This window comes from Streptomyces sp. V3I7 (assembly GCF_030817495.1).
Classification (GTDB): domain Bacteria; phylum Actinomycetota; class Actinomycetes; order Streptomycetales; family Streptomycetaceae; genus Streptomyces.
The window spans coordinates 5699464-5725438 of record NZ_JAUSZK010000001.1 but is presented as its reverse complement, the minus strand read 5'-3'; the positions used below and the strand labels follow the sequence as shown (position 1 = coordinate 5725438).

Below are 25975 nucleotides of genomic sequence, written 5' to 3'. Positions count from 1 at the left end.
GTCCTCTCACGACAGGAACCGCACCTTCATGGAAAGTGCCCTGTACACCGCCGACCACGAGAACTTCCGCGACACCGTGCGCACCTTCGTGGAACGCCACATCGCCCCCTTCCACAAGCAGTGGGAGGACGACGGCATCGTCCCGCGCGAGCTGTGGACCGAGGCCGGCAAGCTGGGGCTGCTGGGCACGGACGTGCCGGAGGAGTACGGCGGCGGCGGTGTCGACGACTTCCGCTACAACGCGGTGATCAGCGAGGAGCTGGTGCGCGCCGGCGCCTCCGGGGTCGGCTTCGTGCTCCACAACGACATCGTGGCGCCGTATCTGCTCAAGCTCGCGAACGAGGAGCAGAAGCGGCGCTGGCTGCCCGGCTTCTGCTCCGGTGAGCTGATCACGGCCATCGCGATGACCGAGCCCGGCGCCGGCAGCGACCTGCAGAACATCCGCACCACGGCCGTGCGCGAGGGCGACCACTACGTCGTCAACGGCTCCAAGACCTTCATCACCAACGGGATCAACGCCGACCTGGTGATCGTCGTGGTCAAGACCGACCCCGACAAGGGCGCCCACGGCACCAGCCTGCTGATGGTCGAGCGGGGCATGCCCGGCTTCGAGCGCGGCCGCAACCTGGACAAGATCGGGCTGAAGGCGCAGGACACCGCCGAGCTGTTCTTCGACGACGTGCGCGTGCCCGTGGCGAACCTGATCGGGGAGGAGAACTCCGGGTTCGTCCACCTGATGAACGCCCTGCCCCAGGAGCGGCTGTCCATCGCGGTGGTGGCCGTGGCGGCGTGCGAGCGGATCTTCGAGACGACGCTGGAGTACTGCAAGGAGCGCACGGCCTTCAACCGGCCGATCGGCTCCTTCCAGGCCAACCGTTTCGCCCTGGCCGAGATGGCCACCGAGATCCAGATCGCCCGCACCTTCCTGGACCGATGCGTCACCGTGCACAACGAGGGCGCCCTGTCGGTCTCGGACGCGGCGATGGCCAAGTGGTGGACGACCGAGCTCCAGAAGCGGGTCGTGGACACCTGCCTGCAGCTGCACGGCGGTTACGGCTTCATGAGCGAGTACCCGGTCGCCCAGGCCTATCTCGACAGCCGGGTGCAGACGATCTACGGCGGTACGACCCAGGTCATGAAGGAGATCATCGGGCGCTTCCTGGGCGTGTGAGCGCCTGCCCAGGGAGGGTGGGCCAGGACACCGGCATATGTCTGCGACGACGTAGGTGACGTTAGGCGAGGCAGGGCGTCGCAGGCATATGCCCGAAGTTATGCTGATGAGATGGCGGATACCACGAACACGAGGGCGGAGGCCGACGGGCGTTCGACGCGCTGGAACGCACACAAGGCCAAGCGCCAGATCGACCTGATCGACGCCGCCGTGGCCGCCATCGAGGAGGAGGGCCCCGGGGTCGGCGTCAAGCAGATCGCCGAGCGCATCGGGCTGCCGCGGTCCGTGGTGTACCGGCACTTCAAGGACCGCGCCGACCTCGACGAGCTGATCCGGGAGCGCATCGTCGCCTCGCTCATGGCCGAGCTCGCGCCGACGCTGGAACCCGACGGCACGGTCATGACGTCGATCCGCCGCATCATCCACGCCTACCTCGACTGGATCGGCCGCAACCGCCGGCTGCACGCCTTCCTCGGGACGGACGCCTGCGCCCCCGGCGACGGCTCCGGTGTGGTCGCGGGCACCAAGGCGGCGATCGCCGTGCAGCTGGGCAAGCTGTTCGCGGCCGTGCTGACCCACCTGGAGAAGGACGCGAGCCTGGCGGCGCCGACGGCCTTCGGGCTCGTCGGCTTCGTCGACGCCACGGTCAACAGCTGGCTCGCCGACAAGCAGCCCCGATTGAGGAGCGCCGAACTGGCCGACTTCCTGGCCTGCTCGATCTGGTCGGTGCTGCACGGCAATCTCGGGACGCTGGGCGTCGAGATAGCTCCAAACCAGCCCATCTCGGAGCTGCTCGACCGGCGGGGGTGACTGCTCGGGGACGGGGCCCGGGGCTCGTTCGGGCACGCCCGAGGCGCGGGAGCGTACCGGCGCTGCCGCTGTCCGGTCAGCCGGCCTTGGCCGGGTCCGTTCCGAACAGGGTGGCGGCCTGGGCCGCGCCGCATTTCCGCTGTTCGTCGGCCGGGGCGGCCCACAGGGGTATGAGGCGTGACGCGGAGGCGGCGGAGTCCATGCGCAGGTAGTGGCAGACGCCGTTGATCCGCAGGGCGACGACGTACACGTCACCACCGTGGGCGCGGCCGGAAACGACCGTCACCGCGTCACGGGCGCCGACCAGCCGCTTGTCCTTCAGGAAGTCCATGGCTTCCCGCCGGTCATGCGAATAACCCGCCGCGCTCAACTCGCGGTACGCGGACGGGCCGACGGGCTGCCGCGCCAGCAGCGCACCCATCTCCGCCACCGGGCTGCCCGGCTTCCCGTCGGTCCGTGAAGCCGGGCAGCTCGTCGTGGACTGCTTCACGCTGTAGGCGCCGATCCCGAAGGTGTAGCGGTAGCAGCGCACGGGGTAGGCGTCCGCGACGACGGTCTTTCCGCCGGTCGCGCTGGGCGGTACCAGCCCCAGCATCACCGTGTCCGTATGCACCTCGGCACCGCCCTCCCCCACCTCGGTCCGGGCGCTGAGCACCACTCCCCCGTGCGCCTCGACCTGCGCGACAACCGTGCCCTCGGTGAACTGACCGCCGTACGGGTGCCCCGGTGAGTAGAACCCCGCGGTCAGATCCCGCCGCAAGTCCTCGGCGACGTCTGCACCCTGAGCGTCGACGGCCGACGTGCCCGGTGCCGTGACCCGCTGCCAGAGCAAGGTGCCGGCCACCCCCATGGCCCCGGCGACGAGCCCGGTCACCACGAACAGCACCACCCACGTCAACCTGGTCATCTCACCCCCTCGCCGAGCTGCCGGTCAGAGTCCTGCGACAGGTCGAGATCCCGGGCGTCGATCCGCGCGTCCGGATCGGTCAGCGCGCCCCTCAGCTGGTCGGCGACTTTCAACGATGACCCCTTGATCCCCGCCCGAGAACGGACTCGTCGATGATGTTTCAGATGATGGCAGGGACCACTGACAACGCTCCCCACGCGGCACTGCCACCCGCGCCCGCTTCGGCTGGATTGGTCCTACGTCGAGGCGCGGCCCGCTGCTAGCGTCGGCGCGAACGGGGAAACAGGGGGCAGGGGCGAACGATGACGGCGACCGAAGTGTTCGATCTGGTGGCGTTGGGCGAGGACTTCGTCCGCGACCCCTATCCGGTGTACGCGGCGCTGCGCGAACGCGGACCCGTGCACAGGGTGCGGATTCCGGAGGGCGCGGAGGCCTGGCTCGTCGTCGGGTACGAGGCCGGGCGCGCGGCGCTCGTGGATCCGCGGCTGTCGAAGCAGTGGAAGAACGCGTCGCCCTCGTTCCCGATCTCCAGCCCGTCGGCCGGCCCCCACATGCTCAACTCCGACCCACCGGACCACGAACGCCTGCGCAAGCTGGTGGTACGCGAGTTCACGCCGCGCCGCATCGATCAACTGGGGCCGCGCGTAGCGCAGATCACCAACGAGCTGCTGGACGCGATGGCGGCCCGCCCGGACAGCCGGGCGGACCTGGTCGAGGCACTCTCGTTCCCTCTCCCGATCTCCGTGATCTGCGAGTTGCTCGGAGTGCCGATGCTGGACCGGGCGGCGTTCCGCGCCTGGACCGGCACGATCCTCTCCGACCCCGACGCCCGGGTACGGAAGGCGGCGACGGGCGAAATGGCCGCGTACCTCACCGACTTGCTGGAGCGCAAACGCCAGGCGCCGGGCCGGGACCTGATGAGCGGCCTGATCCGCACCACCGACGAGGACGGCGACCGGCTCTCCGCGCACGAACTGCTCGGCACGGCCTGGCTGCTGCTGGTCGCGGGGCACGAGACCACGGTCAACCTGATCTCCAACGGCGTCCTGGCCCTGCTGACCCACCCCGACCAACTCGCCGCGCTGCGTGAGGACATGTCCCTCATCGACAACGCGGTGGAGGAGATGCTTCGCTACGACGGCCCGGTGGAGACCCCGACGTTCCGCTTCACCACGGCACCGGTCGAGATCGGCGGCACCGTCATCCCGGGCGACGGCCAGCTCGTCCTCGTCGCCCTGGCGGACGCCAACCACGACGCGGCCCGCTTCCCCACCCCCGACCACTTCGACATCCGCCGCGCCGCGGGCGGCCACGTCGCCTTCGGCCACGGCATCCACTACTGCCTGGGCGCTCCCCTCGCCCGCCTGGAAGCCCGCATCGCCATCCGCACCCTGCTGGACCGCTTCCCCGACCTGACCCTCGACGCCCACCCGGCCGCCCTGACCTGGAGGCCCGGGATGCTGATCAGGGGGCCGGTGGGACTGCCGGTGCGGTGGGGGACGTAACGCCCGACGGCTTCCGGCGCCGACGGCGTCGCGCCAGCGGCGGAAGCGCGCCTGGCCCCGGTGCCACGGTCGGAAGGCGGCGTGCCTCGCCCGCCACTTGACCCCGTTGTCCACGAGATGCCGGATCGCATCGGAGGCATCATGTCCCTCAGCACCCATCGCGAGCGCGATCCGGGAGACGCTCTCCGGTACGGACGCCCGTCACCTCTGGACTCCCTGCTCTATCACGACCCCTCGATGGTCATCGGAGCGCTGCTTCACTTCCGCGGCACGCCCCCGCCTCTGCAGGCACTGACGGAGCATGTCCTCCAACGCCTCGACCAGGTTCCGCCCCTGTCCTTAGCCATGAAGGGGCGCGGGCTACAAGCCCGCTGGCACCGGGTTCGCCCCGAGGTCGGCCATCACATCCGCAGTCAGACCGTGCCCGCCGGCCGGAGCACGCACGATGTCGTCCGAGAACTGGCCAGGGCCCCCTTCGCCCCGGGCGAGCCGCTCTGGGACCTGACGCTGCTGCACGCAGATGCCCCCGACCGCTATGCCGTCCTCTACCGAGTGAGCCACGGGCTGCAGGACGGGGGCGGATTCATCCACACCCTGGAAACCCTCTTCAGCCCCACCACCATCCCGCGCGACCAGTGCTCAGCAGCCATCCGCCACCTGTCCGACCCGCCCCGGCCCATCCTGCGTCAAAAGGCCGCTGCCGCACGAGTCATCGCACAGGCCAGCACCAAGACGGGACTGTGGCCGCACCCCGAACACGGGCACTCCACCGAACGCACGTTCCGTTGGGCCGCCGTCCCCAGCCACCTGCTGCGCGCTCTGACGCGTCCCCTCGCCGGAACCTGCAACGACGCCTACATCGCCACTCTCGGCTACACCTTGCTGCGCTGGACCGCGCAGCACCACCCCAGCCCGACCGACGGCATCCCCCTGTCGGTAGCGATCAGCACGCGCAGCACAGCCACTCTTGACGCGCCCGGAAACCATGTCAGCGCCGGCCGCTTCACGCTGCCCGGCACGGGGACACCTCTGCCGCAGTATCTCCGTACGACCGTCCACGCCACCGCTCTTCTGAAGTCCTCACCACACCGAGAAGCCGTCCGTCGGATCGCTTCCGGGACTCCTCCGTGGCTCGTTCAGAAGTCCTTCAAGACCCTCTTGAGCCCCCAACGCGCCAGCGTCTTCTGCTCCAACCTGACTGTCCGCAACCCCCTCTCGTTCCGCACTGATCCCGTCACCGCCATCGACCCTCTGACAGCCATTTCTCCCGGCTCGCCAGCTTCCATCCTCCTCATCACCTACCAAGACCGCTCCAGCGCCCTGTTCATCACCGACTCCGCCCTGCCGGACATGGACATGCTCCACGAACGCTGGCGCGACACACTGCACAGGGCAGCATCAACCGACCCGCCTGCGGCATGAGCGAGTAACTCGTCGAATGCTGAGAGGCGTTCACCGGCTCTACGCGGAGCTCGGACTGCACATGCCCTACCGACTCGGCTGCGGTAACACAAAGTGCTGGCCGGGATCACTCCCGACCAGCACTCCGTTGAAAAACTGATGGTGTCCGAGGTCCGAGTTGAACCATTCACCAACCGGCCATGGGCCACCGACGAACTGGTATTTCCGTAGCCGCCGCTGCATGGACGTGGCGGAATGCCTGCCGCTATCCCGCAAAGCACTGCTCTGAAAGTACCTCGTCCATCACCAGTAAGAGTGAAGTCCGATACTGGGCGCGGGACATGGCAAGACCCTGTCGGCCCAGGCCACGAAGACGGGCGTCGGACCGGTACGGCCGCTGTCACTCGCCTACCCCGACGACCCGCAGACGCTCGGGCCGAACGCCAGGTACGAGTTCCTGGCGGGCGGGCCCGGACTTCCTGGTCGCCCCGGTCTACAGCGACACCGATGTCCGGGGCGGCATCCGCCTGCCCAAGGGCACCTGGACCGACTACTGGACGGGCAGGATGTACCAGGGCCCGACCACCGTCAACGGCTACTCGGCGCCCCTCGACACCCTCCCGGTCTTCGTCCGGGGCGGTGCCATCATCCCCATGTGCCCCAAGGGGACTTTGTCCTGACAGACCCCCGACAAGAGCGAACTCGACTACGGCATCTATCCGCAGGACGACTCGGACTACACGCTGTACGAAGACGCCGTTGTGACACGGAAGTTCACACAGGGCTCGTCGGCCACCCAGCGGGTCCAGGTGCACGCGTCCGGCGGCTCCGGCTCCGACGCGGCGGCCACCGTCGTCAAGGTCGGTGCCAGCGTGGGTGATTACACCGGCAAGCCAGCGGCGCGCTCGTACCGCCTGACCGTGCACGGCCAGGCCCCCGGGACAGCGTCGTCATGGACCACGTCCCGCTGACCCGCTTCGACGACGCCGAGGCTCTCGCATCGGCCGAGTCGGGCTGGTACGTCGATGCCGCGACCGGCGCCGTGGAGATCAAGACCGCGTCCGTCTCCACGGATCGCGGTTCCACGGTCGAGCTGGTCCGCGGGGGCGCGGGTCGGTAGGAGGGCTCCCAAGGCCGCTCTCCCCGGCAAGAACGACGTCCTCGGAGACCGGTGTGACAGCCGGTGTGAAGCCGGTGTGACAACAGACAGTCAGACGGGCTGCCGGGCCTGCTGGTGTGAGGCGATGTTCGCCTGGGAAGTCAATTGCCGGTGCGCAAAAGGCTGGTGTCTGTCCTGTGAGGAGAGAACTGTGCGTGTGTGCGTGATCGGTGCGGGTCTGTCAGGTCTGGCGGCCGCACATGCTCTGAAGGCCAGGAACATCGAGCTCGTCTGTCTGGAGAAGGCCCCGGACGTCGGGGGGATCTGGCGTCAGCCACAAGCCGGGGAGCGGGGCCCGGCCTATCAGGCGCTCCATCTGAACAGCGCCAAACAGCTCACCGGGTACACCGACTTCCCGATGCCGTCCGACCTTCCCCTCTACCCACGGCACAGCGACGTCGCCGCCTATCTGCGGTCCTTCGCCGAGTGGGCCGGGCTGCTGCCCCATGTCGAGCTGCGTACCGAGGTGCTCGCGGTACGGCAGGGTTCCGACGGGGCGTGGGCGGTCGCCAGCCGGGACGCGGACGGGGCGGTGGCGGTACGGAGTTTCGAGCAGGTGATCGTCGCCTCTGGTCACCACTCGGAGCCGGCTCTGCCGAACCCGCTGCCGCTGGGTGCCGACTCGTTCACTGGAACGATTCTGCACTCGATGGACTACTGCGACGGCAGCGACTTCGCCGGGAAGCGCGTGATCGTCGTCGGGCTCGGCGCGTCGGCGGTGGACATCGCCGCGGACGTCTCCCGGCATGCCGCACAGACGGTGCTCTCCGTCCGCCGGGGGCTGCACATCGTGCCCAAGCAGCTCTTCGGCATGCCCGTGGATCTGATCGCCGAAGCCCCGCGGTGGAACAGCATGTCCTTCCCCGAGCAGCGCCGCTTCGTCGAGCAGGCGCTGCTCGTGGCGCGCGGCAAGCTGTCGAACTACGGCCTGCCGGAGCCCGACCACCCGATCTTCTCCTCGGCCGTGACCATCTCGGACGAGATCCTCAGCCTGATACGGCACGGCGCGGTGACCCCGAAGTCCGCGATCGACTCCCTGGGCGGCAGCAAGGTGTCCTTCACCGACGGCTCCTCGATGGAGGCGGACGCGATCGTCTACTGCACCGGCTTCCGCATGGCGTTCCCCTTCCTTCCCGCCGGATGCCCGATAGGTCCGCAGGGGACGGTCGAACTGTACAAGCGCGTCGTCGCACCCGATCGGCCCGGACTGTACTTCGTCGGCCTGATCCGCCCCGTGGGCTCGATCACACGCCTCGTGGAGGCTCAGTCGCAGTGGGTGGCTGGGATCGTCGCCGGCGACGTCGCCCTGCCGTCCGCGGATGTCATGCGCAAGGAGATCAGCGCGTACCTGGACGGCATCGTGGAGCGCTACGGGCGAACCGAGGGTGCCTCCATCCAGGTCGATGTCGGCCCTTATCGGCGAGAGTTGTCGCGGGTGGCGTAGGCCCTGTGGAGGCGGTTCATGCACGAAGCTCCCGCTGCCGGTCGGCAGGGGGAGCTTCGCCGCTCGGGGCAGGGAGTCTCAGTGCACGGCTTCGGCCTGCGGGGACAGTGCGGCGACCGGTGGCCTGACCGCGTACGCCTCCGAGGAGATGTACACGGTCACCCGCGGCGGCTTGCCCTGCTGGTGGGCGAGCGCCAGGTAGGCGATGAGCCCTACCCCGTCCTCGAGCTGCCGCGAGGTGACGGCGGCCAGTGACTGGATGAGCGGGGCGGGGTCGATGCCGTAACGTCGGAGCAGGACCACCGCCCGGTCAAGGGCCTCCCCGTCGTGCCGTGCATAGTCCCGGACCGGGATGTAGAGGGAGAAGCCGCTGGGCAGGCCGCTCGCCGTCTCCGTGAAAGAGTGGCAGGACTGGACGGGCCGGCGGCCGAGCCGCGGGTCGTGCCCGTCCATGGCCCCGAGGTCGGCGGGGTCGGCGTCATACCCGGCCGCGATGCGGAAGAACGCCTCGATCTCGGCATGTCCGGGTCCGCCGTCCGTGCGGGACAGGCCTGCCGCCTCCGCGGCCGACAGGTCGTGGTGCGCGAGGTAGATCTTCACTCGGGGATCTTCCCAGTCGCCCAGGTCGAGGGAGAAGAAAAGGTGGCGGTCGGCCTGAGGCAGCGCGTCGAACGCATGCCGGTGGCCGAGCCGGCGCAGTGCCTCGCGCACCGTTGCGGCGGCACGTGTCTGCCCGGACGCCGCCGGGTTCAGATACACCTTGGCCTTCGGGACACCGCCGGGACGCAGTTCCAGTGCGCACCACAGCGCCAGCGGCCCCGCGGGAGAGGGAGGGAAGAACAGGTCCTCCAACGCGTCGAGGTGGTCGGTGGCGAAGTCCCAGTGCCGGGCCATCGCGCGGACGACGCGCAGTCCCCGCGGGCCGCTGTGGGCCAGGCCGCCTGCGCCGCCGCCCGGGTCCAGCAGGACGCGCACTGCCGGTGCCGTGCCCGGCTGCAGGGCGAGCGAGAACTCCACCGGCGTGTGGTCGTCGGACAGGAAGGTCGAGAACGGCGGCGGAAGGTCCAGGGGCCGTCGGTCGACGGGAGCCAGTGCCGCGCCGAGGACGCGCGCATAGGTCTCGGCATCCTCGCGCGCCAGTCCGGCGACGTCGCACAGCCGCAGGAGTTGGCCCGTCGTGAAGTGGCCGAGCGTCTGGGTCTTCGATGGGGCCCCGATCGTGCGGTCGATCGACCAGGAGGGGGTCATCGGCCCTCCCCGCGCACGCTGGAACGCACACTGGAGCGGCCAAGAAGATACCCGCCTGGGGAGGCGGGTATCTGGCCGTGCAGTCTGTGGAGTTGGGCCTTTATGGAGGGGGGGTTGGCATACCGCCGGCGTGCGTTCGGCCGGGGGCGGAGCAATGCGGCCGAGCTCGAAACGAAAGCAGCGTCGGTGGATATATCGTCCACGACACGTCCTTTCCCTCGTGATCAACACGGATACCGCATTGCTCACTACCCCTGCGCTTGAATCTTCATGCGACGGGAGGGAATTGGTGAGGTTTGTGTGAATCACCTAGCCAGCCAGGTCAGGAACTGACTCCACAGCCCGCCGCGTTCGGACGCGCGCGCCGCACCGGACTGCTCCTCGCGGGCGGGCGCTTCGGTACGGTCGTCCGACCGGCTCGGCCGCCGCACCGGCTTGACCGGTGTGAATCGGGCGGGCAGCGCGACCAGGGCCCGGTTGAAGGGGCCCGGACGCCAGGCCAGGCTGTCCTCGGGCACCGCGAGTTCGACGTCGGGCAGTTGGTTGAGCAGGTTCTCGACGGCCGTCACGGTGATCTGCCGAGCGGGTTCCTTGGACGGGCAGGCGTGCGGACCCGCGCTCCACGCCAGGTGGGCCCGGTTACTGCCCGCCTGCCGCGCGGCGGCCAGGGCCGGGCCGGTGTTGGCCGCCGCAAAACTGACCAGCACCAGTTCGCCCGCCTGCAGCTTCTGCCCGGCGAACTCCATGTCGGCCGCCGGATAGTGCGGCGCGAAGTTCGACATGGGCGGGTTCTCCCACAGTGTGTCGTCGATGGCCTCGTCGATCAGGCCGCCCCGATGGGCGTACGCGTCGTGGGACAGGAGCCGGTGCAGGGTGTTGCCGATGAGGTTCCGCAGCGGTTCGGTGCCCGCCGCCAGCAGCAGTGCGAGCTGATGGACCATCTCCTCGTCGGTGAGCCGGGCCTCATGCTGCATCAGCCAGGAGGCGACGTCCTCGCCGGGTTTGCTCCGTTTGAGTGCCACCAGTTCGCCGACGGCCTGGAACAGCACCTCGGCTGCCTTCTCGGCGTTGACGCCGTCGAACATCCCCGAGATGCCGAACAGCACCCGGTCGCCGATGTCGGCGGGGCAGCCGAAGAGTTCGTTGAACACGAACAGCGGCAGCTGCTTGGCGTAGTCGCCGAGCAGGTCGGCCGAGCCGCGCGTGGAGAACTGGTCGATGAGGTAGTTGGAGACCTGCTCGGTGCGCTGGCTCAGCCGACGCGAGTCGACGCGGGCCATGCTGTCGGTGACGGCCTGACGGAGCCTCAGATGTTCCGCGCCGTCACTGAACATGCAGTTGGGCCGGTACGCCAACAGGGGCACGACCGGGCTGTCCGGGGCGACCTTCCCTTCGTTGAAGGCTCGCCAGCGGCGCGCGTCCTTGCGGAACGCCCCGGAATCCTGCAGCAGTTGCAGCGCGGCCGCATAGTCCGTGACGAGGGTCGCCTCCACGCCGGGAGCGAGCTCGACGGGCGCGGTCGGCCCGTAGTGGCGGAGGTATTCGTAGTACGCCTGCGGATCGGCCGCGAACTCCGGCCCGTGCAGCGGAACTTGACCGCCGGAGTTGTGGGCCGGGCACCCGGGCGGGGGGACCGGGGCGGGGGATTGAGCGTCCAACTGTGCTCCTAAAGGGTGCTATTGGGTGCCGGTCGGCCGGCCCCGCTTGGTGTCCTATCGAGCGCGATTCAGCAGATGGCCGACGAGAGTGATCAGTGCCTCGGCCGACGACTTCTCGTCACGCGCGTCGCAGGTGACGACGGGGGTGTCGTCGAGCAGGTCCAGCGCCTCGCGCAACGCCTGCTCCGCGCGCTGCGTCGTACCGTCGAAGTGGTTGACGGCGATGGCGTAGTCGAGCCCGTAACTCTCGATCAGGTCGATCACGGCGAAGGAGTCCGCCAGTCGCTCCGGGTCCACCAGCACCAGCGCCCCGAGCGCGCCGCGCGCCATGTCCTCCCACATCTGTACGAAACGCTGCTGGCCGGGCGTTCCGAACAGATACAGCACGATCTGCTCGCTGACGGTGAGCCTGCCGAAGTCCATGGCGACCGTCGTGGTGGTCTTGCCCTCGACTCCCTTGAGATCGTCGACCGTCTCCCCGGCCCGCGTCATCGTCTCCTCGGTGGACAGCGGATCGATCTCGGAGATCGACCCGATGAACGTGGTCTTGCCCACCGCGAAGTGTCCGACGACGAGAATCTTCACCGCGGTCTGCGTCGCTCCGCCGCGGACGTACGCCTGCTCGTCCAGACGCTCGTCCAGACGTTCATCGGAGCGGTCCTTGGACCGTTCACCCAAACTTGGCCCGGAGACCATGCAGTACCTCCTCCAGGATCTGCTTGTCGGTTTGAGGGGCGCACGCCACGGGCGGGCGGGCGATGAGGTAACCGCCCTCGACGAGGGAGGCGAGGAGGATCTTCACCACGCCCAGGGGCAGCCGCGTATGCCCCGCGATCTCGGCGACCGAGAGATAGCCGGCGGCGCAGAGTTCCAGCAGCCGCTGCTCTTCCGGAGACAGTCGATTCGGCCGCTGCTCGTGGTCCTCCACGGCCGTGACCAGGGTGATCAAGGAGAGCTGTGCCTCGTCGGGCAGGCCGCGCCCCTTGGTGATGACATACGCGCGCACCAGTTCCGGGGCCTCGGCCCCCCACTCGTCGCGTCCGGTCATGAGTGGGCGCCGAGGTTCTCGCGTGGCGCCGCTGTCAGCGCCTTGCCCAACTGACCGACGAGCTGCTGCATCCGGAAGGTGATGTCCGCCATGTCGACGTCGGGGCTGGCCGAGACACCCAGGTAGGCACCCTCCCCGGCGGAGATCAGGAAGACCCAGCCACCGTCGAACTCGACCAGGGTCTGCCGCCACCGCTGACGGGGGTCCTCACAGAAGAACCCGATCGAGCGGCTGAGCGACTGCACGCCGCTCATCGCCGCGGCGACCCGGTCCGCGTTGTCCTTGTCGAAGTCCTTCGTCCGGGCCATCAACAGACCGTCGGCGGATATCAGGACCGCGTGCAGGGCCCCGGGGATTTCCAGGGCGCTGTCGAGCATCCAAGACAGATCGTCATTCACGAAATCTCATGCCCTTCGCTGCTAGCACCACGTGTGCTCGTCTGGTCGTCCGCGGTGTCCGGTTGTGCGGCCCGGCCGGACTGCGTGCCCCGCTGGAAGGCGCCCATGATCGCCGCCGTCTCCACACCGGAGCGGCCCGAAGTGCGGGAGCCCGGGGCACTGCCCGGCACGATGGCCATCGGCCGCTTGCGGCGTCGCCGCGGCAGCCCGTCGGCGGTGGAGGACGTGGCCAGCGTAGGTTCGGGGCCGCCCGAACCCGGGGCGGCCGCGGCGGCGGTGGCCGGGGCCGGCGCCTTCGGCTCCGGCATGCCGGTGAGCAGGTCGTGCGGTACAAGGACGACCGCGCGCACACCTCCATAGGGGGAGGTGGAGTCCACGGACACCTCGAAGCCGAAGCGTTCGCACAGGACGCCGATCACCGCGAAGCCGAACTGCGGCGGGTTGCCGAGCCCCGAGACACCCGAGACCCGCTCGCTCGACAGGAGCTTCTCGGCCCGGGACCGCTCCTCGTCGTTCATGCCGACACCGGCGTCGTCCACGACGATGACGATGCCCTTGGGCACGGTCCGGATGTTGATCTCGACCACGGTGTCCGGGCTGGAGTAACTGGTGGCGTTGTCGAGCAGCTCGGCGAGCGTCAGCGCCACCGGTTCGACGGCTCGGCTGGTGATGCCGAAGTCCACCTGGGAGAGGATCTCCACGCGCCGGAAGTGCCGGACCCGCCCCTGCGCACTGCGCACCACGTCGTACACCGAGGCGATGTCGCGTTGCCGCCCCAGCCAGCCTTCACACAGCACGGCGATGGACTGGGCGCGCCGACCGAACTGCGAGTTGGCGTGGTCGATCTCCAGGAGGTCATGGAGGATGACCGACTCGCCGTACTTGGTCTGCAGCTGGGAGATGATCAGCTGCTGCTCGGCGGCGAGACCCTGCAGCGTCCGCATCGCGGACTTGAGGACCGTTTTGGTGGCTTCTTCTGCTTCTTCCTGGGCTGCCTGAACTGATTGTGAGTAGCGGTTCTCCAGATCGGCGTAATGGCTCTTCAGCCCGTCCATCTCCTGCCGCTGAAGCGATGCCACCCTCCGCAGGAGGACGATGACGGCGACTGCGACGAGGATGACGACGAGGAGAGCCCAGAGCACTGGGTTCTGTATGTATTCCGTCATAAGACTCTCTTCAGGCGACTGACGCGAGCTGCTGGGGTTCCCGTCCCTACGAGTGGATCGGCGGACCGGCCGTACCAGGTCACCGCCCTGGCTGCCCCAGAGGTCGGAGAGGCCGTCTTGCACTCATCCGCCCGCTCCGCAAGCGCGGTGATCGTATCACCGCGAGAACATATGACTGTCCGTCAAAAGAGTGTTCACAGAAGAACATTGGCATGGGCGCGTCCCCTCCACGCCAGCCGGCCCAGGGGCGTGTGGTGGGCGAGGAGGCGACGGCCGCCGCGCACGGCTTTGCCCGGCACCACCGTCAGGCAAAGCCCCGCAGGTCCGAGGCGCGGCACGTCCGGGCGCTGCCCCTGGCGCATGGAACGGCTCGCGGCGTTCCTGAACCACCCGACACCGCACCACTTGCGGCCACAATGCGCACATGCGCGATGACTGGAAGCGGCGACTGGATCGGGCCACAGCCGAACTCCTGCGTCGTGACGACCCGGTGGCCCTGGTCCGCGAGATGGACGCGCTCGACGCCTCGGCCCGCTGCCCCTTTGTGTGGCCGCGCGGTCCCGTGTTCGGCGTGGCCGCACTCGGCCCGCAACCCGACGCCCGCTGGCGCCTGGTGTCCGAGGCGACCGACGGCACCCCGCAGGAAGCCCAGGACGCACTGAATTCGCTGCTGTGGTTCCAGGCGAAGGACGAAGCCGACACCGTGGCCCAGCGCCGTGAACTCCTCGCCGCTGTACGCCGGTTGGGCTGCGAGCGGATCGGCGAACTCACCGTGCTCGGCATCCGCCATCGCATCGTGCGCGGCGACGAATACGTCCGCTGCGGCCCAGTCGTCTCGCCGAGCGGATGCGTGAAATCCGCCGGGCCGACAAGGGACGGGACCACACCGACAACCGCCCCAACGACGTCTGCCGCAAGGACGGCGACAAGTGCAAGGCAGGCGAGCCGGTCGACATCGCCACCGGAGAGATGTCCCTGACCCGCACCGACGTCGACCTCGCCGCCTCCTTGCCGCTCCGGCTCACCCGCACCCACCTCTCCAACTACCGTGCCGGTGGTTGGTTCGGGACGTCGTGGGCCTCCACCCTCGACCAGCACCTCGAAATAGACGAACGCGGGATCGTCTACGCAGGCCCCGACGGTCAACTCCTGTCGTACCCCCACCCCGACAACGATGGGCCGGCCCTGCCCGAGCACGGCCCGCTGGCCCCTGCACCACAACCCGGCCAACGGCAGCTACCAAATCCACCAACCCGAAACCGGGCACACCCTCACCTTCACACCCCAGCCCGAACTGCCACGTGGCTCGTATCACCGGCCTGCGCCTGCTCGACCCGGATTGCCCAGACGGTCCGAGCACCACGCTAATGCAGTTCGAGTACGACGAGGTCGGCAACCTCGTCGGCGAGGTCAACTCCTCGGGCAAGCCGCTCACTTACACATACGACTCCGACGACCGCATCACCACCTGGACCGACCGCAACGGCGTCTCCTTCGGCTACGTCTACGACCATGCAGGCCGCGTCCTACGCACCCTGGGCCCCGACGGCATGTGGTCCGGCGGCTTCCGCTACCAGCCCGAACAGCGCACCACGACCTACACCGACTCCCTGGGCAACGCGACCACGTACGAGTACGACGAGCGCTGCAAGCTCCTCGCCATCACCGATCCGCTCGGTAATACCAGCCGTCAGACCTGGACTGTCGACGGCCAGTACGTCGCCGCGGTCACCGACGCCTCGGGGTACACCACTCACTACGAGCACGATCAGGCAGGCAACCTTGTCACCGTGCGCTTCCCTGACGAGAGCACGACATACACGGCCTTCAATGAGCTGAACCTCCCCACGCTGACGACTCGCCCCGGAGGCGTCACGTGGCGCTATAGCTACGACGAGCGCGGCAACCTCCTCACCGTCACTGACCCAGCAGGCGCCATGACCTCGTACGCCTACGACGAGGCAGGGCACGCAAAGGTGGGCTTGATCCGCTTTGACGGACATCCGAGATCAGGGGTTCTGCCCCGGAAGGATGTCCATCATGGAGAGCATGGGGAAGAAGAAGCCTCGGCCTCGCCGTTCGGTCACGCCGGAGTTCAAGGCCGAGATCATCGAGCTGTGCCGGCGCGGTGACCGCTCGGTCGGTCAGGTCGCCAAGGACTTCGACCTGACCGAGACCGCGGTGCGGCTGTGGGTCAGCCAGGCCCAGGTCGACGCGGGCGAACGCGACGGGCTGACCAGCAGCGAACGCGGGGAGTTGGCCGCATTGCGCCGGGAGAACCGCCGACTGCGCGAGGACGTCGACATCCTCAAGCGGGCCACGGCTTTCTTCGCGAAGCAGACCCGGTGACGGTGCACCCGTTCATCGAGGCGGAGAAGCGAGACGGTCACAACGTCAAGCGCGCGTGTGAACTGCTGCAGGTCTCCCGAGCCGCCTTCTACACCCGCCGCAGTGGCAGGCCTCGTCCGCGGGCGGTCCGCGATGCCGAGCTGACCGAGATGATCACCGAAGTCCACGAGAACTCCCGCGGAACTTACGGGGCCCCGCGCATCCACGCCGTCCTGCAGCGACAGGGCGAGGACTGCGGCCGGCGTCGCGTCGGCAGACTCATGCGCAACGCCGGGCTGCAGGGCCGGCACCGCAGGCGACGGCAACTGACGACAATCCCCGACCCGCGAGCCGCCGCCCGGCCCGACCTCATCGTCCGCAACTTCGCTCCCGACCCCGACGGCGTCGACACCCGTTGGTGCGGCGACATCACCTACATTCCCACCGCCGAGGGCTGGCTCTATCTGGCCACCGTCATCGATATCGCCTCCCGCCGCGTGGTCGGCTGGTCCACCGCCGACCACCTGCGGACCGAACTGGTCGCGGACGCTCTCAGGCCTGTCGTCAGCGTCGCCCTGCCCGGCCAGTGATCTTTCATTCGGATCGTGGCTGTCAATACACCAGTCAGCAATTTGCTTCCCTGGCAACCGAGTTCGGCGTCCGCCTGTCCGTCGGCCGCACCGGACAATGCTGGGACAACGCGCTCGCCGAGTCCTTCTTCGCCACCATCAAACGGGAGTTGCTCGACACGCGCCCCTGGCCCAGCCGGACCGCCGCCCGCACCGCGATCTTCGACTTCATCGAGGGCTGGTACAACTTGCACCGGCTGCACAGCAGCCTCGGCTACCGCAGTCCCGCCGAATACGAGACCGCACTCGCAGCCTGACCACCACACCGATGGTGTCCGTCAAAGCGGAACAAGCTCACGGCACGTGGGAGGCGACGGGCACGCTGCTGCACCGCTCCGGCCGTACCCGCTACACGTACGACTCTCAAGGCCGTCTCATCAAACGCGCCTGAAAGCTCCTCAACGGGCAGACGAAACGCTGGACGTATCACTGAGCTTCTTCAGCGTTGCCGCTCCAGCGTGAGGATGGCCTTGGCGATTGACGTCATGCGGTTGGGGCTGCACCGGGACCTGCGGAAGATCCGCCAGGACTTCAGCCTCGCGACGCCGCGTTCGACGGGCGCTCGCGCTGCGGCCAGTGCCTGGTTGCGGGACTTTTCGGTGGGGGTGAGTTCCTGCAGGGGCCTGCGTTTGATGCCGGTGGTCAGCCATGGGCCGGCGCCCTGGTAGGCGAGATCGGCCAGGATGGGAACGCCTTGGCGTTCGCAGATCCGGATGATCCGGTGGGTGCGGGCGGCAGTCAGGTCATGGGTGCGGCCCGGCAGGGCGGGCGAGAGCCACAGCAACTGGCCGCCGGGGTCGGTGACGACCTGCACGTTCACGCCGTGGCGCCGGTGTTTGTGGGAGTAGTCGGCCCGGCCGTCGCCGACCCGGTCGCACTCGGCGAGGGTGCCGTCAAGCAGGACGAACTCGGGTTCGTGCTCGCGCAGCGTCTTCAGGAGGCCTGGTGCACGTTCGGCGAGCAGGTCGATGACCGCGCTGGTGTAGGCGTGGGCGGTGGACTCGCTGATCCCGAACCCGGCGGCGATCTTCGCAAGAGTGGTGTGCTCGCGCAGGTACACCAGTGCCACCATCGCGCGCTGGGACGGACGAAGCTTGCAGCGCCGGTCGTCCTCACGGGTGATGATCAGCATGGTGACCCACTCCACGAGTGCATGCGGCAGGTCGAGTGCGGCAGCATGGATGACCAACGAGGCCCCCGAGCAACGTGATTGAGACGTCAGACATCTCGATCAACAGCCCGGGGGCCTCGCTCGTTGCGCTACACGGCCCATCACCCGATCGGTGGCCAACTCGAAGAGGCTCACTGGAACGCCGAGGACCGCCTCACCGAGGTGAAGGTCCCCGACGGAACACGCTGGCGCTACGCCTACGACCCAATCGGACGGCGCGTGGCCAAGCACCACCTGGCGGCCGACGGCACTACCGAAACGACCGACTTCGCATGGGACGGCACGCGCCTCGCTGAACGCTCCGATACAACCGGGCACATCACTACGTGGGATTACGAGGTCGGCGGTCACCGACCGCTGACCCAGACCACGCGAATGTGCCGCTCGTACGCCAGCGACGCTCGTGCCGACTTCTCTTCACCCTCCGAGCAACTTCGCAACGGACAAGCGGATTTCGACGCCGAGTTCCACGCGATCATCACCGATCTCGTGGGCGCACCCACAGAGCTCGTCACTCCTCCCGGAATGATCGCCTGGAGACGCGCTCAATCCCTCTGGGGTTCCACTCTCCGGGAGCGAAGCGACGGAATCGACTACCCCCTTAGATTCCCGGGCCAATACGAAGACCATGAGACCGGCCTCTTCTACAACAACCAGCGCTACTACGACCCCCAAGGCGGGCGATACATCTCTCCGGATCCCCTCGGCCTCAACGCGGGTGAAAACCCCTTCGCTTATCCATCCTCCCCCCTCGTGTCGTCGGACCCGCTGGGCCTTGCGAAGTGTCCCGAAGAGCGGGCACAGAAAGCAGCCGACAAGATTATCGACCATGCCGAACAGGGGAAGATACGGAAGGCGACCAACTACCACCCGCACTTCGGAGATGATCGGGTCCTCGAGATTCTGAAGGACCCCGATGCTGTGTACCTGTCCGAAGGAGGCAGGGGTAACCTGATCTTCCGGCAGGGTGAGGACATCGTCGTGGCCAAGGGTGCCGGCGCAGGTGCGGGCGACGTCATCACCGGATACGGACCATCCGGCGTCAAGGGCGACAGCGGAGCAGACGCGCTCGGCGGCTCTCCCTCAGACCCTGGACCACCGGTCACACACGACGACATCGTCAACGGCAAGATCCCGGGAACAGGCGGCACAACCATGCCTCCTGCCAAGCAGATTCGTTGAGGGCCCCTCTTGGACGTCGAAATCACCGACTCGGTCGGCGCGCAGATCGTGGAGGGCGGACTTGCGCACACACCCCGGCTCGTCCTCGCCGGTCCTTTCGTCACAGTCGGCGCCTATGCGGATCAGCAGGAAAAAGAAGCAGAACTGGCCTCCACCTTCGGCAGCGCCCAGTGGCTTTGGTCCGAGGACGACGACCTGCGATTCGAAGTGAATGACCGCGAGTTGCAAAGCCTCTGCCTGTACCTGCCGCAGGATGCCGCCACACCGGACTCGGTGGCACAGAGCTGGGAGCATGTCCGGCGCATCAGAGGCACATTGAGCACCGCGACAAATGCGAACTTCTCTGCACCGCAAACCACCTCGTACTGGGTGGCCCCGGATGCCACGCACCTGGTCTGCCTCCGAGGCTCAGCGGCACCTGCCGACGCTGGCAGCCTTCGCCTCACCGTCGCACCTGACCTCGACCTGCTGTTCACCCAGGGGAAGATGGTCGGGTGGCTCCTGGTCGATCCGGCACGCTATCTCACGGCAAGCTGGGAAATGCCGGCACCCGAAGCGCCGGCTGAATCAACTCGATCCCTCTTGCAGCGCACCCTTGCGATGACCATGTCTTCAGAAGTGGAAGCAATCGAGGACGGTGACGAAGACGCGTGGCGCCGTCTTCGAGATCTCTCCCAAACGCTCCATAACGAAGTGGAAGACCGTCAGAGGATCGACGTGCTCCAGTCGGTCATCGACCGGTTCATCGAATGGCACGCGTCTTGAGTGATGCCTTGATTTCCGGGGGAGGAGTTCGCCTAGCGGAAGATAGGCGTCCTTCGTCACAATTGAGGGTCGTACACCTTGGCCAGTCGGCGGCGTGCGCAGTAGATCGAGAACTGATTCTTCATTTTGGACCATCGCGCCGCTCACGCGCTTCCCCTCCATAGTCATCGTCTTCCCACTCCACCGCGCATCATCGCCTCGATAGCGGACGATGACCGGACCCTGCGGGATCCCCGCTACCGGTCTCTACTCGACTCCGGCGCCGCCGCCTCCGCCACCGTCGCCCAGTGGATCGCCGAGACCGAAGCCCGCCGCGCCAGTGCCACCGCTCAGACGAGCGCCCGCAAACCGGCTGTGCTGTCCCGTGATCGCATTCGGGAACTGGTCGACGCAGCCGGCGACCTCGCCGATCTCCTGCGCGCGGCTGACACAGCCCAGAAGAACCGCCTGTACAGAGCACTCGGGCTCCGCATGACCTACCACCCCGCACAACGCAAAGTGCTGGTCGAGATCACTCCCGACCAGCACTCCGTTGGCATTAATAAAGTGGGTCGTTCACGAAATCCCCTGGCCAGGCACAGCGTGCCTAAATACTCACGAACATCCCGTCGGACGCAAGATCACTCCCCAGCAATATGCACATGCATGCATGCGTGTCGCGGTGATCCCGCTACCTGCGCCCCTGACCTGGGAGCTTCGCGACCGCGACGGCAAGTACGGTCGTCCTTTGATGCCGTCTTCGAAGTCGAAAAAGACGAAGATCCTCAAAAGCGTTCCACCAGCTACCCGGCCGAACCCTGTCGAGTCGGCCTCGTAGGCCACGGCCACCGGGCCCGGCAACCACTCCAGCCAGCCCACCACCGCCGCAGTGTCGGGGACCAGGTGTTCGGCGACGACCTCGCCGATGAGGCCGTCCAGGGCCCAGGCCACGGTCGATCGGTCGTGAACGTCCAGCCCGACCGCAGTACCCGCGATTGCGGCACTACCGCTCACGGTCCTCCTGGCGGCAATCCGCAGTAACTTGCGTGCAAGGCCCCGGCCTTTCGTTCCCGGTCCCGCGGCCTTCTCCCCGGGCCCGCCCGGAGAGAAGGCCGATCACTCTCGGTTCAAACGGGCGGTGTTAAGGCTCGCGAAGCGACCGCGCAGCGGCCGACCTTGACACCACCCGCGAAACCGGGAACCTACCCGGCCGGGCAGGCCCGGCACCGCAAGTACCGCACTTCATACGGCCTAACATGACGCTGGCACGACACCCTTCGAGGGGACAGGTGCGCTTCAAGGGGGGCGATTGACGAGCAAGAACAGGCACGGCTGGAGTCCTGCCGCTCGGAACCAGTTGCGCGGTCCCGAACCGCCTTGCGATAACCCCTCTCCCACGCATGCGGAGGCAGTCGCTGCCTGCCGAGCGACCCTGGCAGAGGTTCACCGGCTGTCTCAGGACGGGGCCTCGGCAGAGAAGACGACTAGGCAGTTTATCGACTTCCTTATGTCAGTGGAGGTCACCGACGCACCGCCAGTCGGCGCGCCGATGAGGATCGTCCTGATGGGGCGGACGATGGCCGGCAAGAGTACCCTCCTTGCGGCGCTCACCGGCGGGTCTGTGGAGCGGATTGGGGACGGCCGGCAGCGGTACTCGCGAGACGTCTTCGCGGCCCCGGCGGTGGACCTGCACGACGTTGAGATCGTCGACACTCCTGGAGTGGGTGCCAGGGACGGTATGGATGACGTCGCCCAAGCGATGGCTGAGGTCCCCGGTGCCGACCTCGTGCTGTGGGTTGCGAGCAACGATTCCTTTCAGGAGGAGACTGCACAGGAGCTACGTGCCGTGGCATCGCGCGGTAAGCCTGTCGTTGTGGCATTGAACTGCCGCAAACCACTCGTGGACGATCTGGACCACGAGGAGTTCCTGGAGGACCCGGATTCAGTCTTCGCCGAGCACGAGGGTCACTTCAAGATGATCCGTTCCCATCTATCCGCTGCCGCCGTACGCCCCGTCGCCGAGGTAATGCTCCATGCCGAGGCCGCCCGCCAGGCGCGGGCGGACGGCGACTACGGTGCCGACCTTTGGGAAGCGAGCCGCCTTAGCGCCCTGCTCGCCGTCCTGGAACAGGAAAGCCGCAAGCGCCGCACCGCCCGGCGGGTACTGCGCGAGGCCGACGAGGTTCGCTCGCAGGCACAGGCGTTGAGCGAAGCTCTCGCCGCTGTGGAGCGGGAGACCCGAGAGATCGTCGATGTCGGCCGGAGGATGCGCGAAGACCAGGAACGACGGACCGTACGCCTGGTCGACGCCTGCATGCAGAGGATGGAGGACGACGTTGTTCGCCTGGTCGGCCGACGGCAGGGGTGGCCCCAGAACGTCACTGACTTCGGCCCGCAGATCGTCGAGCAATGGGACACGGAACAGGCCGCTTTGGTCGCCGAACTCGACGAGAGGCTGGAAGCACGGCTCAGCAACCTCGCGCGAGCGATCGAGGAAGCGTCTGTCGCCGTCGAGCACGAATGGACGACGGCTGTCCGCCCGCACCTTAAGGTCAGCGGAATGCGTGACTTCAGGGGGCTGTGGAAGCAGAAAGCAGCCGGGGTTGCGGTTGGGGCAGGCGGAGCGCTCGCCTCCATGGCGCTTGGCGCGTATGTGCGTTCTTTGGCAGGTCCAGCCGGCACAGTCGTCGGCGCCGTCGTCATGAGCCTCGGTTCGTTCCTCGTCACTCCGGTGCGCAAGAAGGTCCAGTCACTTTTCACGAGCAGAGCGGAAATCTTGGAGGCGAACCGCGATCTGCTGCGGACCGAGATCAGCAAGGTCCTCAATGAGCTGGAGGCCCAGGTGCTGGTCGAGGTGTCTGGGACCATCGCGCGGGTTCTGGAGACACTCACCAATTCCCACGTGCGACGCGCAGAGGCCGAGGCCGCCGCGTTGGTCGTGGCCGACCTTCTGGCTAGTCAGCAGCAGGTGATTGACTCCGCGGTCTCCACCCTCGACCACGAGACGGTCCGCTGCCTGCTGCGCGTAGACGGCCGGCCTCGCCTAGCTGCGTCCGTTGGGAAGGTGACCCGGCTTCCCGGGGTCTGCATCTTGGTTGAGGTGCCTGATGAGGCTCTAGCAGATACACGGCTGTTCCCGCCGTCCTCGCCCGAATTCCTGGCCTTCGGGCGCACACCGTCACCTGACCTGCCGGGCGCGTCCGCGATGTCATACGTCCTCGGCCTGACCGAAGGGGTACCGGCCTTCATTCGCTGTAGCCCCGACGGCACCATCGTTACCACCACTGCTCCAGCGCCAAACCAGGTACTGGCGGCATGGTCCGCAACCCTGTCTGACCACCTGGGCACCCCGGTGAAGATTGTCCGACCAAGCGCACCCAGGAGCGTGCCAACGTGAATCACCTTCTGTATCACTCCGCCCCCGCGGTGACGCGCGACCTCTCGGAGCGGCTCGTCGAGCTGATCCGAAACCTTCGACCCGATGATGCGTCGAGGCTCCAGCGGATGCTGGCAGTGGATGAACACCATCGTCCCCAGATGGTCCTCACCGGGCAGTACAGCAGCGGCAAGTCGACCTTGATCGAGGCACTCACGGATGGCAAGTATCAGGTTCCGAGGGGCTCGGCGGTCACGACGGACAGGGTCGAGGTCTTCAACTGGGACGGCATGGTCGACCTGGTCGACACCCCGGGCGTGCAGGCGGGCCGGCCGGAGCACGACGAACGCGCGGAGGAGGCTCTGCGCTCCGCAGATCTTGTGTTGTTCACCGTCACTGTTGACTTGTTCGATGATCGCTTGGTCGAACACCTGCGGCACGTCACCGAGGATCTGCGAAAGGCGCCGCAGTTGCTTGTGGTGCTCACCAAGTGCCGCAGCCTTCGCGCGGCCGAAGGAGTGCGGGAGGCCGAGGTCCGTGAAGCCGGAAGCGGATTGCCGAAGGAGCCCGCGATCTCCCAGAGCCCGTCCTCGCACGCGACCGACCAGCCGGCCGCGGTGAGCCCCTCGACCACCTCCGCGTAGGGGTCGTCTTCCTGCGCCAGAGCGATGAGTCTGTCCACCTCGCTCCAGGGCGCGACGCGGGCGAGCGCCCGTTCCGGCGGGATCATCAGGTCCTCCGCCTCGGCGGGCTCGGCACGCGCGATCATCGCCTTGCCGCCGTGCCAGGCGCGGGCCGCGAGTACGTCGTGCTCGCCGCCGCCGGTGAACGTGGCGTCCTGGACGAGCAGTGTCATCACCACGGCCGCCACCGCGTCCAGCCGTCGCCGGGTCTCGGGCGGAGCATCGTGGTCCGCCTCGCCCGCCAGGTCTTCGGAACCGAGTGCTTCGAGGAGGCGGCTGAGTCCGTCGCGCCAGCTCTGGTCTTGCTCGTCCCAGACTCCGGCGGCCAGGAGCTGGACGTACAGGTTGGCCACGAGCAGCCGGACCGGAACCGGTGCTGCGGCTGAACCGTCAGGGCCCGTGAGCGCCCCGACCCAGCGCTGGGCCCAGGCGCGACAACGGGCACGCTGCTCTGGCGCGACGTACGGGGCGAGCGGCTTGCTCGTGGTGGGGAGGTCCACCTCCTCCGTCTCGTCTTCGTGCTCCTCGCCGTCCTCCTCCCGTACGCCAAGGGTGACCGCCGACACGATCCACCGCGACGAGGGTGCCTGCGGTAGGTCGAGCGGCGAGGTGCCGAACGCCAGATCTGTCAACGGCGCCCCGATCATCCGGCGGCAGTCGGCGAGGTAGGCGTCCCAGCGGTCGACGCCGCTCGATGTCACCGAGCCCGCTGTCGTGTCTCCCGCCGGGCTCACCCGGAGAGCGGACGTTCCGGCGGTGAGCTCGCGCAGGCGCAGCAAATCGGTTTCGAAACGGCGTGCGGCACGCTCGTCGGCGAACAGGGTCTGCGCCGTGTAGTCGTATCTCAGCCGGGGACCGCTGTCGGCGCTGTGGCGCCGTGCGCAGTGCACGGGGCTGTACACAAAGACGACGGCGGATTCGGCGGTGGTGCCGTCAGGACGGGCGCACGTGGCGCGAACCGCCGCACCAGGAACCTCGGGCAGCGGGAAGGAACAGGCCGCCGCCCCCGCCGGAATGGTTCCGGTCTGCGTCCAAGAACCCGGTGAACCGTCCGGAGACGTGCTGATCACCACGGGCAGGGGCTGGGGGTGCGCCAGAGAGACGTGCAGGCCTTCGCTGTCCGTCTTCGCGCCCAGCAGGACGAGCGTGTGACCGGTGGACTGGAAGGGCCGGATGGTGCGGCCCGTCAGGCTCGCGAGTGAGGTGATGCGCCCCTGTTCGGGAAGCAGCGGCGCTGTGTTGGCGGCGAGTACGGCGAGCTCGCAGTTGCCGCCGTCCCGGGTGCTGGTGCAGAGCGCGGCGCGGGTGAGATTCGGGCTCCCGGTGAGAGCGTATCGGCTGCCGTCGACCTGCCATTCGACGAATTTGCCGTGCCGCATCCGAGTCTCCTCGAGGAAACGGATCTGCGCGTCGAAGCCGCCGAGTGCCCTCTTGATCGCTCCGGCGTCGTAGCTGGACCAGCGAGGCTGGAGCCCGAGGATGGTGCGGCGGGGTGTCAGACGGCCGACCAGCCCACTGAGGGCATGACCGGCCTCGTCGACGAACGGGGCGTACGCGTGCAGTTCGTCGACAGGACCGAGCGGTAGTTGGTCCAGCAGACTCTCCTGGAGGTTGTGCAGAAGCTGGGCACCTGATTCCGGTCTGGCCGGGGCGTTGACATGCCGTTCGGTCAGAAGGGCAGCCAGTTCCGTCAGATGACTTGCCGACCAAGGGGCCAGTTCCACGGCGGAGGGCAGTGCGTCCAACCAGTCGGCGAGGTCGGCCAGGAGCGCGTGGGAGTCGTCGTCCTCGGTCTCCACCACCGTCCACAACTCGTCGTTGGCACCCCAGCCGGACAGTGTCGGGTTCCCCGAACCCACGGCGAGCCGGCAGGCGTGTTCCCCGATCAGAAGGACGACCTTGGGGTGGAACGCACGCCGGCAGGAGGCCAGACCGTGCAGATAACTG

The 25975-nt window shown here is 67.8% G+C and carries 27 protein-coding genes and 1 pseudogene; 19 read left to right on the top strand and 9 right to left on the bottom strand.

Annotation, left to right across the window (positions count from 1 at the left end):
• Positions 1-28: 28 nt before the first annotated feature.
• Positions 29-1171, top strand: a complete 1143-nt coding sequence (locus QFZ74_RS26500; protein WP_307623348.1) for an acyl-CoA dehydrogenase family protein — start codon at positions 29-31, stop codon at positions 1169-1171.
• Between the two features lie 111 nt (positions 1172-1282).
• On the top strand, positions 1283-1981 hold the full coding sequence (locus QFZ74_RS26495) for a TetR/AcrR family transcriptional regulator (RefSeq protein WP_307623347.1): 699 nt from the start codon (positions 1283-1285) through the stop codon (positions 1979-1981).
• 76 nt (positions 1982-2057) lie between these two features.
• On the opposite strand, the gene QFZ74_RS26490 is transcribed toward QFZ74_RS26495, so the two are convergent.
• Positions 2058-2888: a hypothetical protein gene (locus QFZ74_RS26490; RefSeq protein ID WP_307623346.1), complete on the bottom strand. Its 831-nt coding sequence runs from the start codon at positions 2886-2888 to the stop codon at positions 2058-2060.
• A 302-nt stretch (positions 2889-3190) separates the two neighbouring features.
• Here QFZ74_RS26490 and QFZ74_RS26485 point away from each other — a divergent pair, with 302 nt between their 5' ends.
• The 6 genes from QFZ74_RS26485 to QFZ74_RS26460 all read left to right on the top strand — a co-directional run bounded on the left by QFZ74_RS26485 (position 3191) and on the right by QFZ74_RS26460 (position 8397).
• Positions 3191-4393 (top strand): cytochrome P450, encoded by a 1203-nt coding sequence (locus QFZ74_RS26485; protein ID WP_307623345.1) that lies wholly within the window; start codon positions 3191-3193, stop codon positions 4391-4393.
• 141 nt (positions 4394-4534) lie between these two features.
• Positions 4535-5815: a wax ester/triacylglycerol synthase domain-containing protein gene (locus QFZ74_RS26480; RefSeq protein ID WP_307623344.1), complete on the top strand. Its 1281-nt coding sequence runs from the start codon at positions 4535-4537 to the stop codon at positions 5813-5815.
• Between the two features lie 320 nt (positions 5816-6135).
• Entirely contained in the window at positions 6136-6474 is a 339-nt protein-coding gene (locus tag QFZ74_RS26475) for a TIM-barrel domain-containing protein (RefSeq protein WP_307623343.1), read from the top strand.
• Positions 6475-6507: 33 nt separating this feature from the next.
• On the top strand, positions 6508-6765 hold the full coding sequence (locus QFZ74_RS26470) for a DUF5110 domain-containing protein (RefSeq protein ID WP_373462501.1): 258 nt from the start codon (positions 6508-6510) through the stop codon (positions 6763-6765).
• Positions 6747-6914, top strand: coding sequence for a hypothetical protein (locus QFZ74_RS26465; RefSeq protein ID WP_307623341.1), 168 nt, complete (start codon positions 6747-6749; stop codon positions 6912-6914). Before QFZ74_RS26470 ends, QFZ74_RS26465 begins: the two co-directional genes overlap by 19 nt.
• 190 nt (positions 6915-7104) lie before the next feature.
• On the top strand, positions 7105-8397 hold the full coding sequence (locus QFZ74_RS26460; RefSeq protein ID WP_307623340.1) for an NAD(P)/FAD-dependent oxidoreductase: 1293 nt from the start codon (positions 7105-7107) through the stop codon (positions 8395-8397).
• Between the two features lie 78 nt (positions 8398-8475).
• Here the strand turns inward: QFZ74_RS26460 and QFZ74_RS26455 are convergent, their stop codons facing one another.
• From QFZ74_RS26455 to QFZ74_RS26430, 6 genes are all read right to left on the bottom strand, one after another.
• Positions 8476-9645 (bottom strand): tryptophan dimethylallyltransferase family protein, encoded by a 1170-nt coding sequence (locus QFZ74_RS26455; protein ID WP_307623339.1) that lies wholly within the window; start codon positions 9643-9645, stop codon positions 8476-8478.
• 305 nt (positions 9646-9950) lie between these two features.
• The gene (locus tag QFZ74_RS26450) at positions 9951-11303 is read right to left on the bottom strand and encodes a cytochrome P450 (RefSeq protein WP_307623338.1); all 1353 of its coding nucleotides are present in this window, start codon (positions 11301-11303) and stop codon (positions 9951-9953) included.
• A 54-nt stretch (positions 11304-11357) separates the two neighbouring features.
• On the bottom strand, positions 11358-11933 hold the full coding sequence (locus QFZ74_RS26445) for an ATP/GTP-binding protein (RefSeq protein ID WP_307624284.1): 576 nt from the start codon (positions 11931-11933) through the stop codon (positions 11358-11360).
• 40 nt (positions 11934-11973) lie between these two features.
• A complete protein-coding gene (locus tag QFZ74_RS26440; protein WP_307623337.1) occupies positions 11974-12351 on the bottom strand; it encodes a DUF742 domain-containing protein in 378 nt (125 codons plus the stop codon).
• A complete protein-coding gene (locus QFZ74_RS26435) occupies positions 12348-12749 on the bottom strand; it encodes a roadblock/LC7 domain-containing protein (protein ID WP_307623336.1) in 402 nt (133 codons plus the stop codon). The genes QFZ74_RS26440 and QFZ74_RS26435 overlap by 4 nt, the downstream gene beginning before the upstream one ends.
• Positions 12746-13915, bottom strand: a complete 1170-nt coding sequence (locus QFZ74_RS26430; protein WP_307623335.1) for an ATP-binding protein — start codon at positions 13913-13915, stop codon at positions 12746-12748. Before QFZ74_RS26430 ends, QFZ74_RS26435 begins: the two co-directional genes overlap by 4 nt.
• 424 nt (positions 13916-14339) lie before the next feature.
• Between QFZ74_RS26430 and QFZ74_RS26425 the strand changes: the two genes are divergently transcribed.
• From QFZ74_RS26425 to QFZ74_RS26400, 6 genes and pseudogenes are all read left to right on the top strand, one after another.
• Positions 14340-14894, top strand: a complete 555-nt coding sequence (locus QFZ74_RS26425) for a DUF5954 family protein (RefSeq protein WP_307623334.1) — start codon at positions 14340-14342, stop codon at positions 14892-14894.
• Positions 14885-15283, top strand: coding sequence for a DUF6531 domain-containing protein (locus QFZ74_RS26420; RefSeq protein ID WP_307623333.1), 399 nt, complete (start codon positions 14885-14887; stop codon positions 15281-15283). Before QFZ74_RS26425 ends, QFZ74_RS26420 begins: the two co-directional genes overlap by 10 nt.
• Positions 15217-16047, top strand: coding sequence for a hypothetical protein (locus QFZ74_RS26415; RefSeq protein ID WP_307623332.1), 831 nt, complete (start codon positions 15217-15219; stop codon positions 16045-16047). The genes QFZ74_RS26420 and QFZ74_RS26415 overlap by 67 nt, the downstream gene beginning before the upstream one ends.
• A complete protein-coding gene (locus tag QFZ74_RS26410) occupies positions 15965-16264 on the top strand; it encodes a transposase (protein WP_373462440.1) in 300 nt (99 codons plus the stop codon). The genes QFZ74_RS26415 and QFZ74_RS26410 overlap by 83 nt, the downstream gene beginning before the upstream one ends.
• Positions 16261-16874 (top strand): annotated as a pseudogene (locus tag QFZ74_RS26405) (IS3 family transposase); the annotation flags it as partial. The gene QFZ74_RS26410 and the pseudogene QFZ74_RS26405, both read left to right, overlap by 4 nt.
• 9 nt (positions 16875-16883) lie before the next feature.
• Positions 16884-17129, top strand: a complete 246-nt coding sequence (locus tag QFZ74_RS26400) for a transposase (protein ID WP_373462500.1) — start codon at positions 16884-16886, stop codon at positions 17127-17129.
• 182 nt (positions 17130-17311) lie between these two features.
• On the opposite strand, the gene QFZ74_RS26395 is transcribed toward QFZ74_RS26400, so the two are convergent.
• Positions 17312-18061: a transposase family protein gene (locus QFZ74_RS26395; protein ID WP_307623329.1), complete on the bottom strand. Its 750-nt coding sequence runs from the start codon at positions 18059-18061 to the stop codon at positions 17312-17314.
• A gap of 66 nt (positions 18062-18127) precedes the next feature.
• Between QFZ74_RS26395 and QFZ74_RS26390 the strand changes: the two genes are divergently transcribed.
• Positions 18128-19225 carry an RHS repeat-associated core domain-containing protein gene (locus tag QFZ74_RS26390; protein ID WP_307623328.1) on the top strand — a complete coding sequence of 366 codons (1098 nt, stop codon included), beginning with the start codon at positions 18128-18130 and terminating at the stop codon, positions 19223-19225.
• Positions 19226-19234: 9 nt separating this feature from the next.
• Complete coding sequence (locus tag QFZ74_RS26385) at positions 19235-19990, top strand: hypothetical protein (protein ID WP_307623327.1); 756 nt, start codon at positions 19235-19237, stop codon at positions 19988-19990.
• A gap of 594 nt (positions 19991-20584) precedes the next feature.
• Here QFZ74_RS26385 and QFZ74_RS26380 read toward each other — a convergent pair.
• The gene (locus tag QFZ74_RS26380; protein ID WP_307623326.1) at positions 20585-20983 is read right to left on the bottom strand and encodes a hypothetical protein; all 399 of its coding nucleotides are present in this window, start codon (positions 20981-20983) and stop codon (positions 20585-20587) included.
• Positions 20984-21482: 499 nt separating this feature from the next.
• Between QFZ74_RS26380 and QFZ74_RS26375 the strand changes: the two genes are divergently transcribed.
• The 3 genes from QFZ74_RS26375 (at position 21483) to QFZ74_RS30500 (ending at position 24414) form a co-directional block, all read left to right on the top strand.
• On the top strand, positions 21483-23366 hold the full coding sequence (locus tag QFZ74_RS26375; protein WP_307623325.1) for a GTPase: 1884 nt from the start codon (positions 21483-21485) through the stop codon (positions 23364-23366).
• Between the two features lie 107 nt (positions 23367-23473).
• Entirely contained in the window at positions 23474-23989 is a 516-nt protein-coding gene (locus tag QFZ74_RS30505) for a GTPase domain-containing protein (protein ID WP_373462499.1), read from the top strand.
• 137 nt (positions 23990-24126) lie between these two features.
• Positions 24127-24414 (top strand): hypothetical protein, encoded by a 288-nt coding sequence (locus tag QFZ74_RS30500; protein WP_373462439.1) that lies wholly within the window; start codon positions 24127-24129, stop codon positions 24412-24414.
• Positions 24415-25975: the final 1561 nt, after the last annotated feature.

Coding starts and splice junctions, on each gene's coding strand:
- QFZ74_RS26500 (WP_307623348.1), top strand. CDS start 29: ATGGAAAGTGCCCTGTACACCGCCGACCACGAGAACTTCCGCGACACC.
- QFZ74_RS26495 (WP_307623347.1), top strand. CDS start 1,283: ATGGCGGATACCACGAACACGAGGGCGGAGGCCGACGGGCGTTCGACG.
- QFZ74_RS26490 (WP_307623346.1), bottom strand. CDS start 2,888: ATGACCAGGTTGACGTGGGTGGTGCTGTTCGTGGTGACCGGGCTCGTC.
- QFZ74_RS26485 (WP_307623345.1), top strand. CDS start 3,191: ATGACGGCGACCGAAGTGTTCGATCTGGTGGCGTTGGGCGAGGACTTC.
- QFZ74_RS26480 (WP_307623344.1), top strand. CDS start 4,535: ATGTCCCTCAGCACCCATCGCGAGCGCGATCCGGGAGACGCTCTCCGG.
- QFZ74_RS26475 (WP_307623343.1), top strand. CDS start 6,136: ATGGCAAGACCCTGTCGGCCCAGGCCACGAAGACGGGCGTCGGACCGG.
- QFZ74_RS26465 (WP_307623341.1), top strand. CDS start 6,747: ATGGACCACGTCCCGCTGACCCGCTTCGACGACGCCGAGGCTCTCGCA.
- QFZ74_RS26455 (WP_307623339.1), bottom strand. CDS start 9,645: ATGACCCCCTCCTGGTCGATCGACCGCACGATCGGGGCCCCATCGAAG.
- QFZ74_RS26440 (WP_307623337.1), bottom strand. CDS start 12,351: ATGACCGGACGCGACGAGTGGGGGGCCGAGGCCCCGGAACTGGTGCGC.
- QFZ74_RS26430 (WP_307623335.1), bottom strand. CDS start 13,915: ATGACGGAATACATACAGAACCCAGTGCTCTGGGCTCTCCTCGTCGTC.
- QFZ74_RS26425 (WP_307623334.1), top strand. CDS start 14,340: ATGCGCGATGACTGGAAGCGGCGACTGGATCGGGCCACAGCCGAACTC.
- QFZ74_RS26420 (WP_307623333.1), top strand. CDS start 14,885: ATGTCCCTGACCCGCACCGACGTCGACCTCGCCGCCTCCTTGCCGCTC.
- QFZ74_RS26410 (WP_373462440.1), top strand. CDS start 15,965: ATGGGGAAGAAGAAGCCTCGGCCTCGCCGTTCGGTCACGCCGGAGTTC.
- QFZ74_RS30505 (WP_373462499.1), top strand. CDS start 23,474: ATGCTGGCAGTGGATGAACACCATCGTCCCCAGATGGTCCTCACCGGG.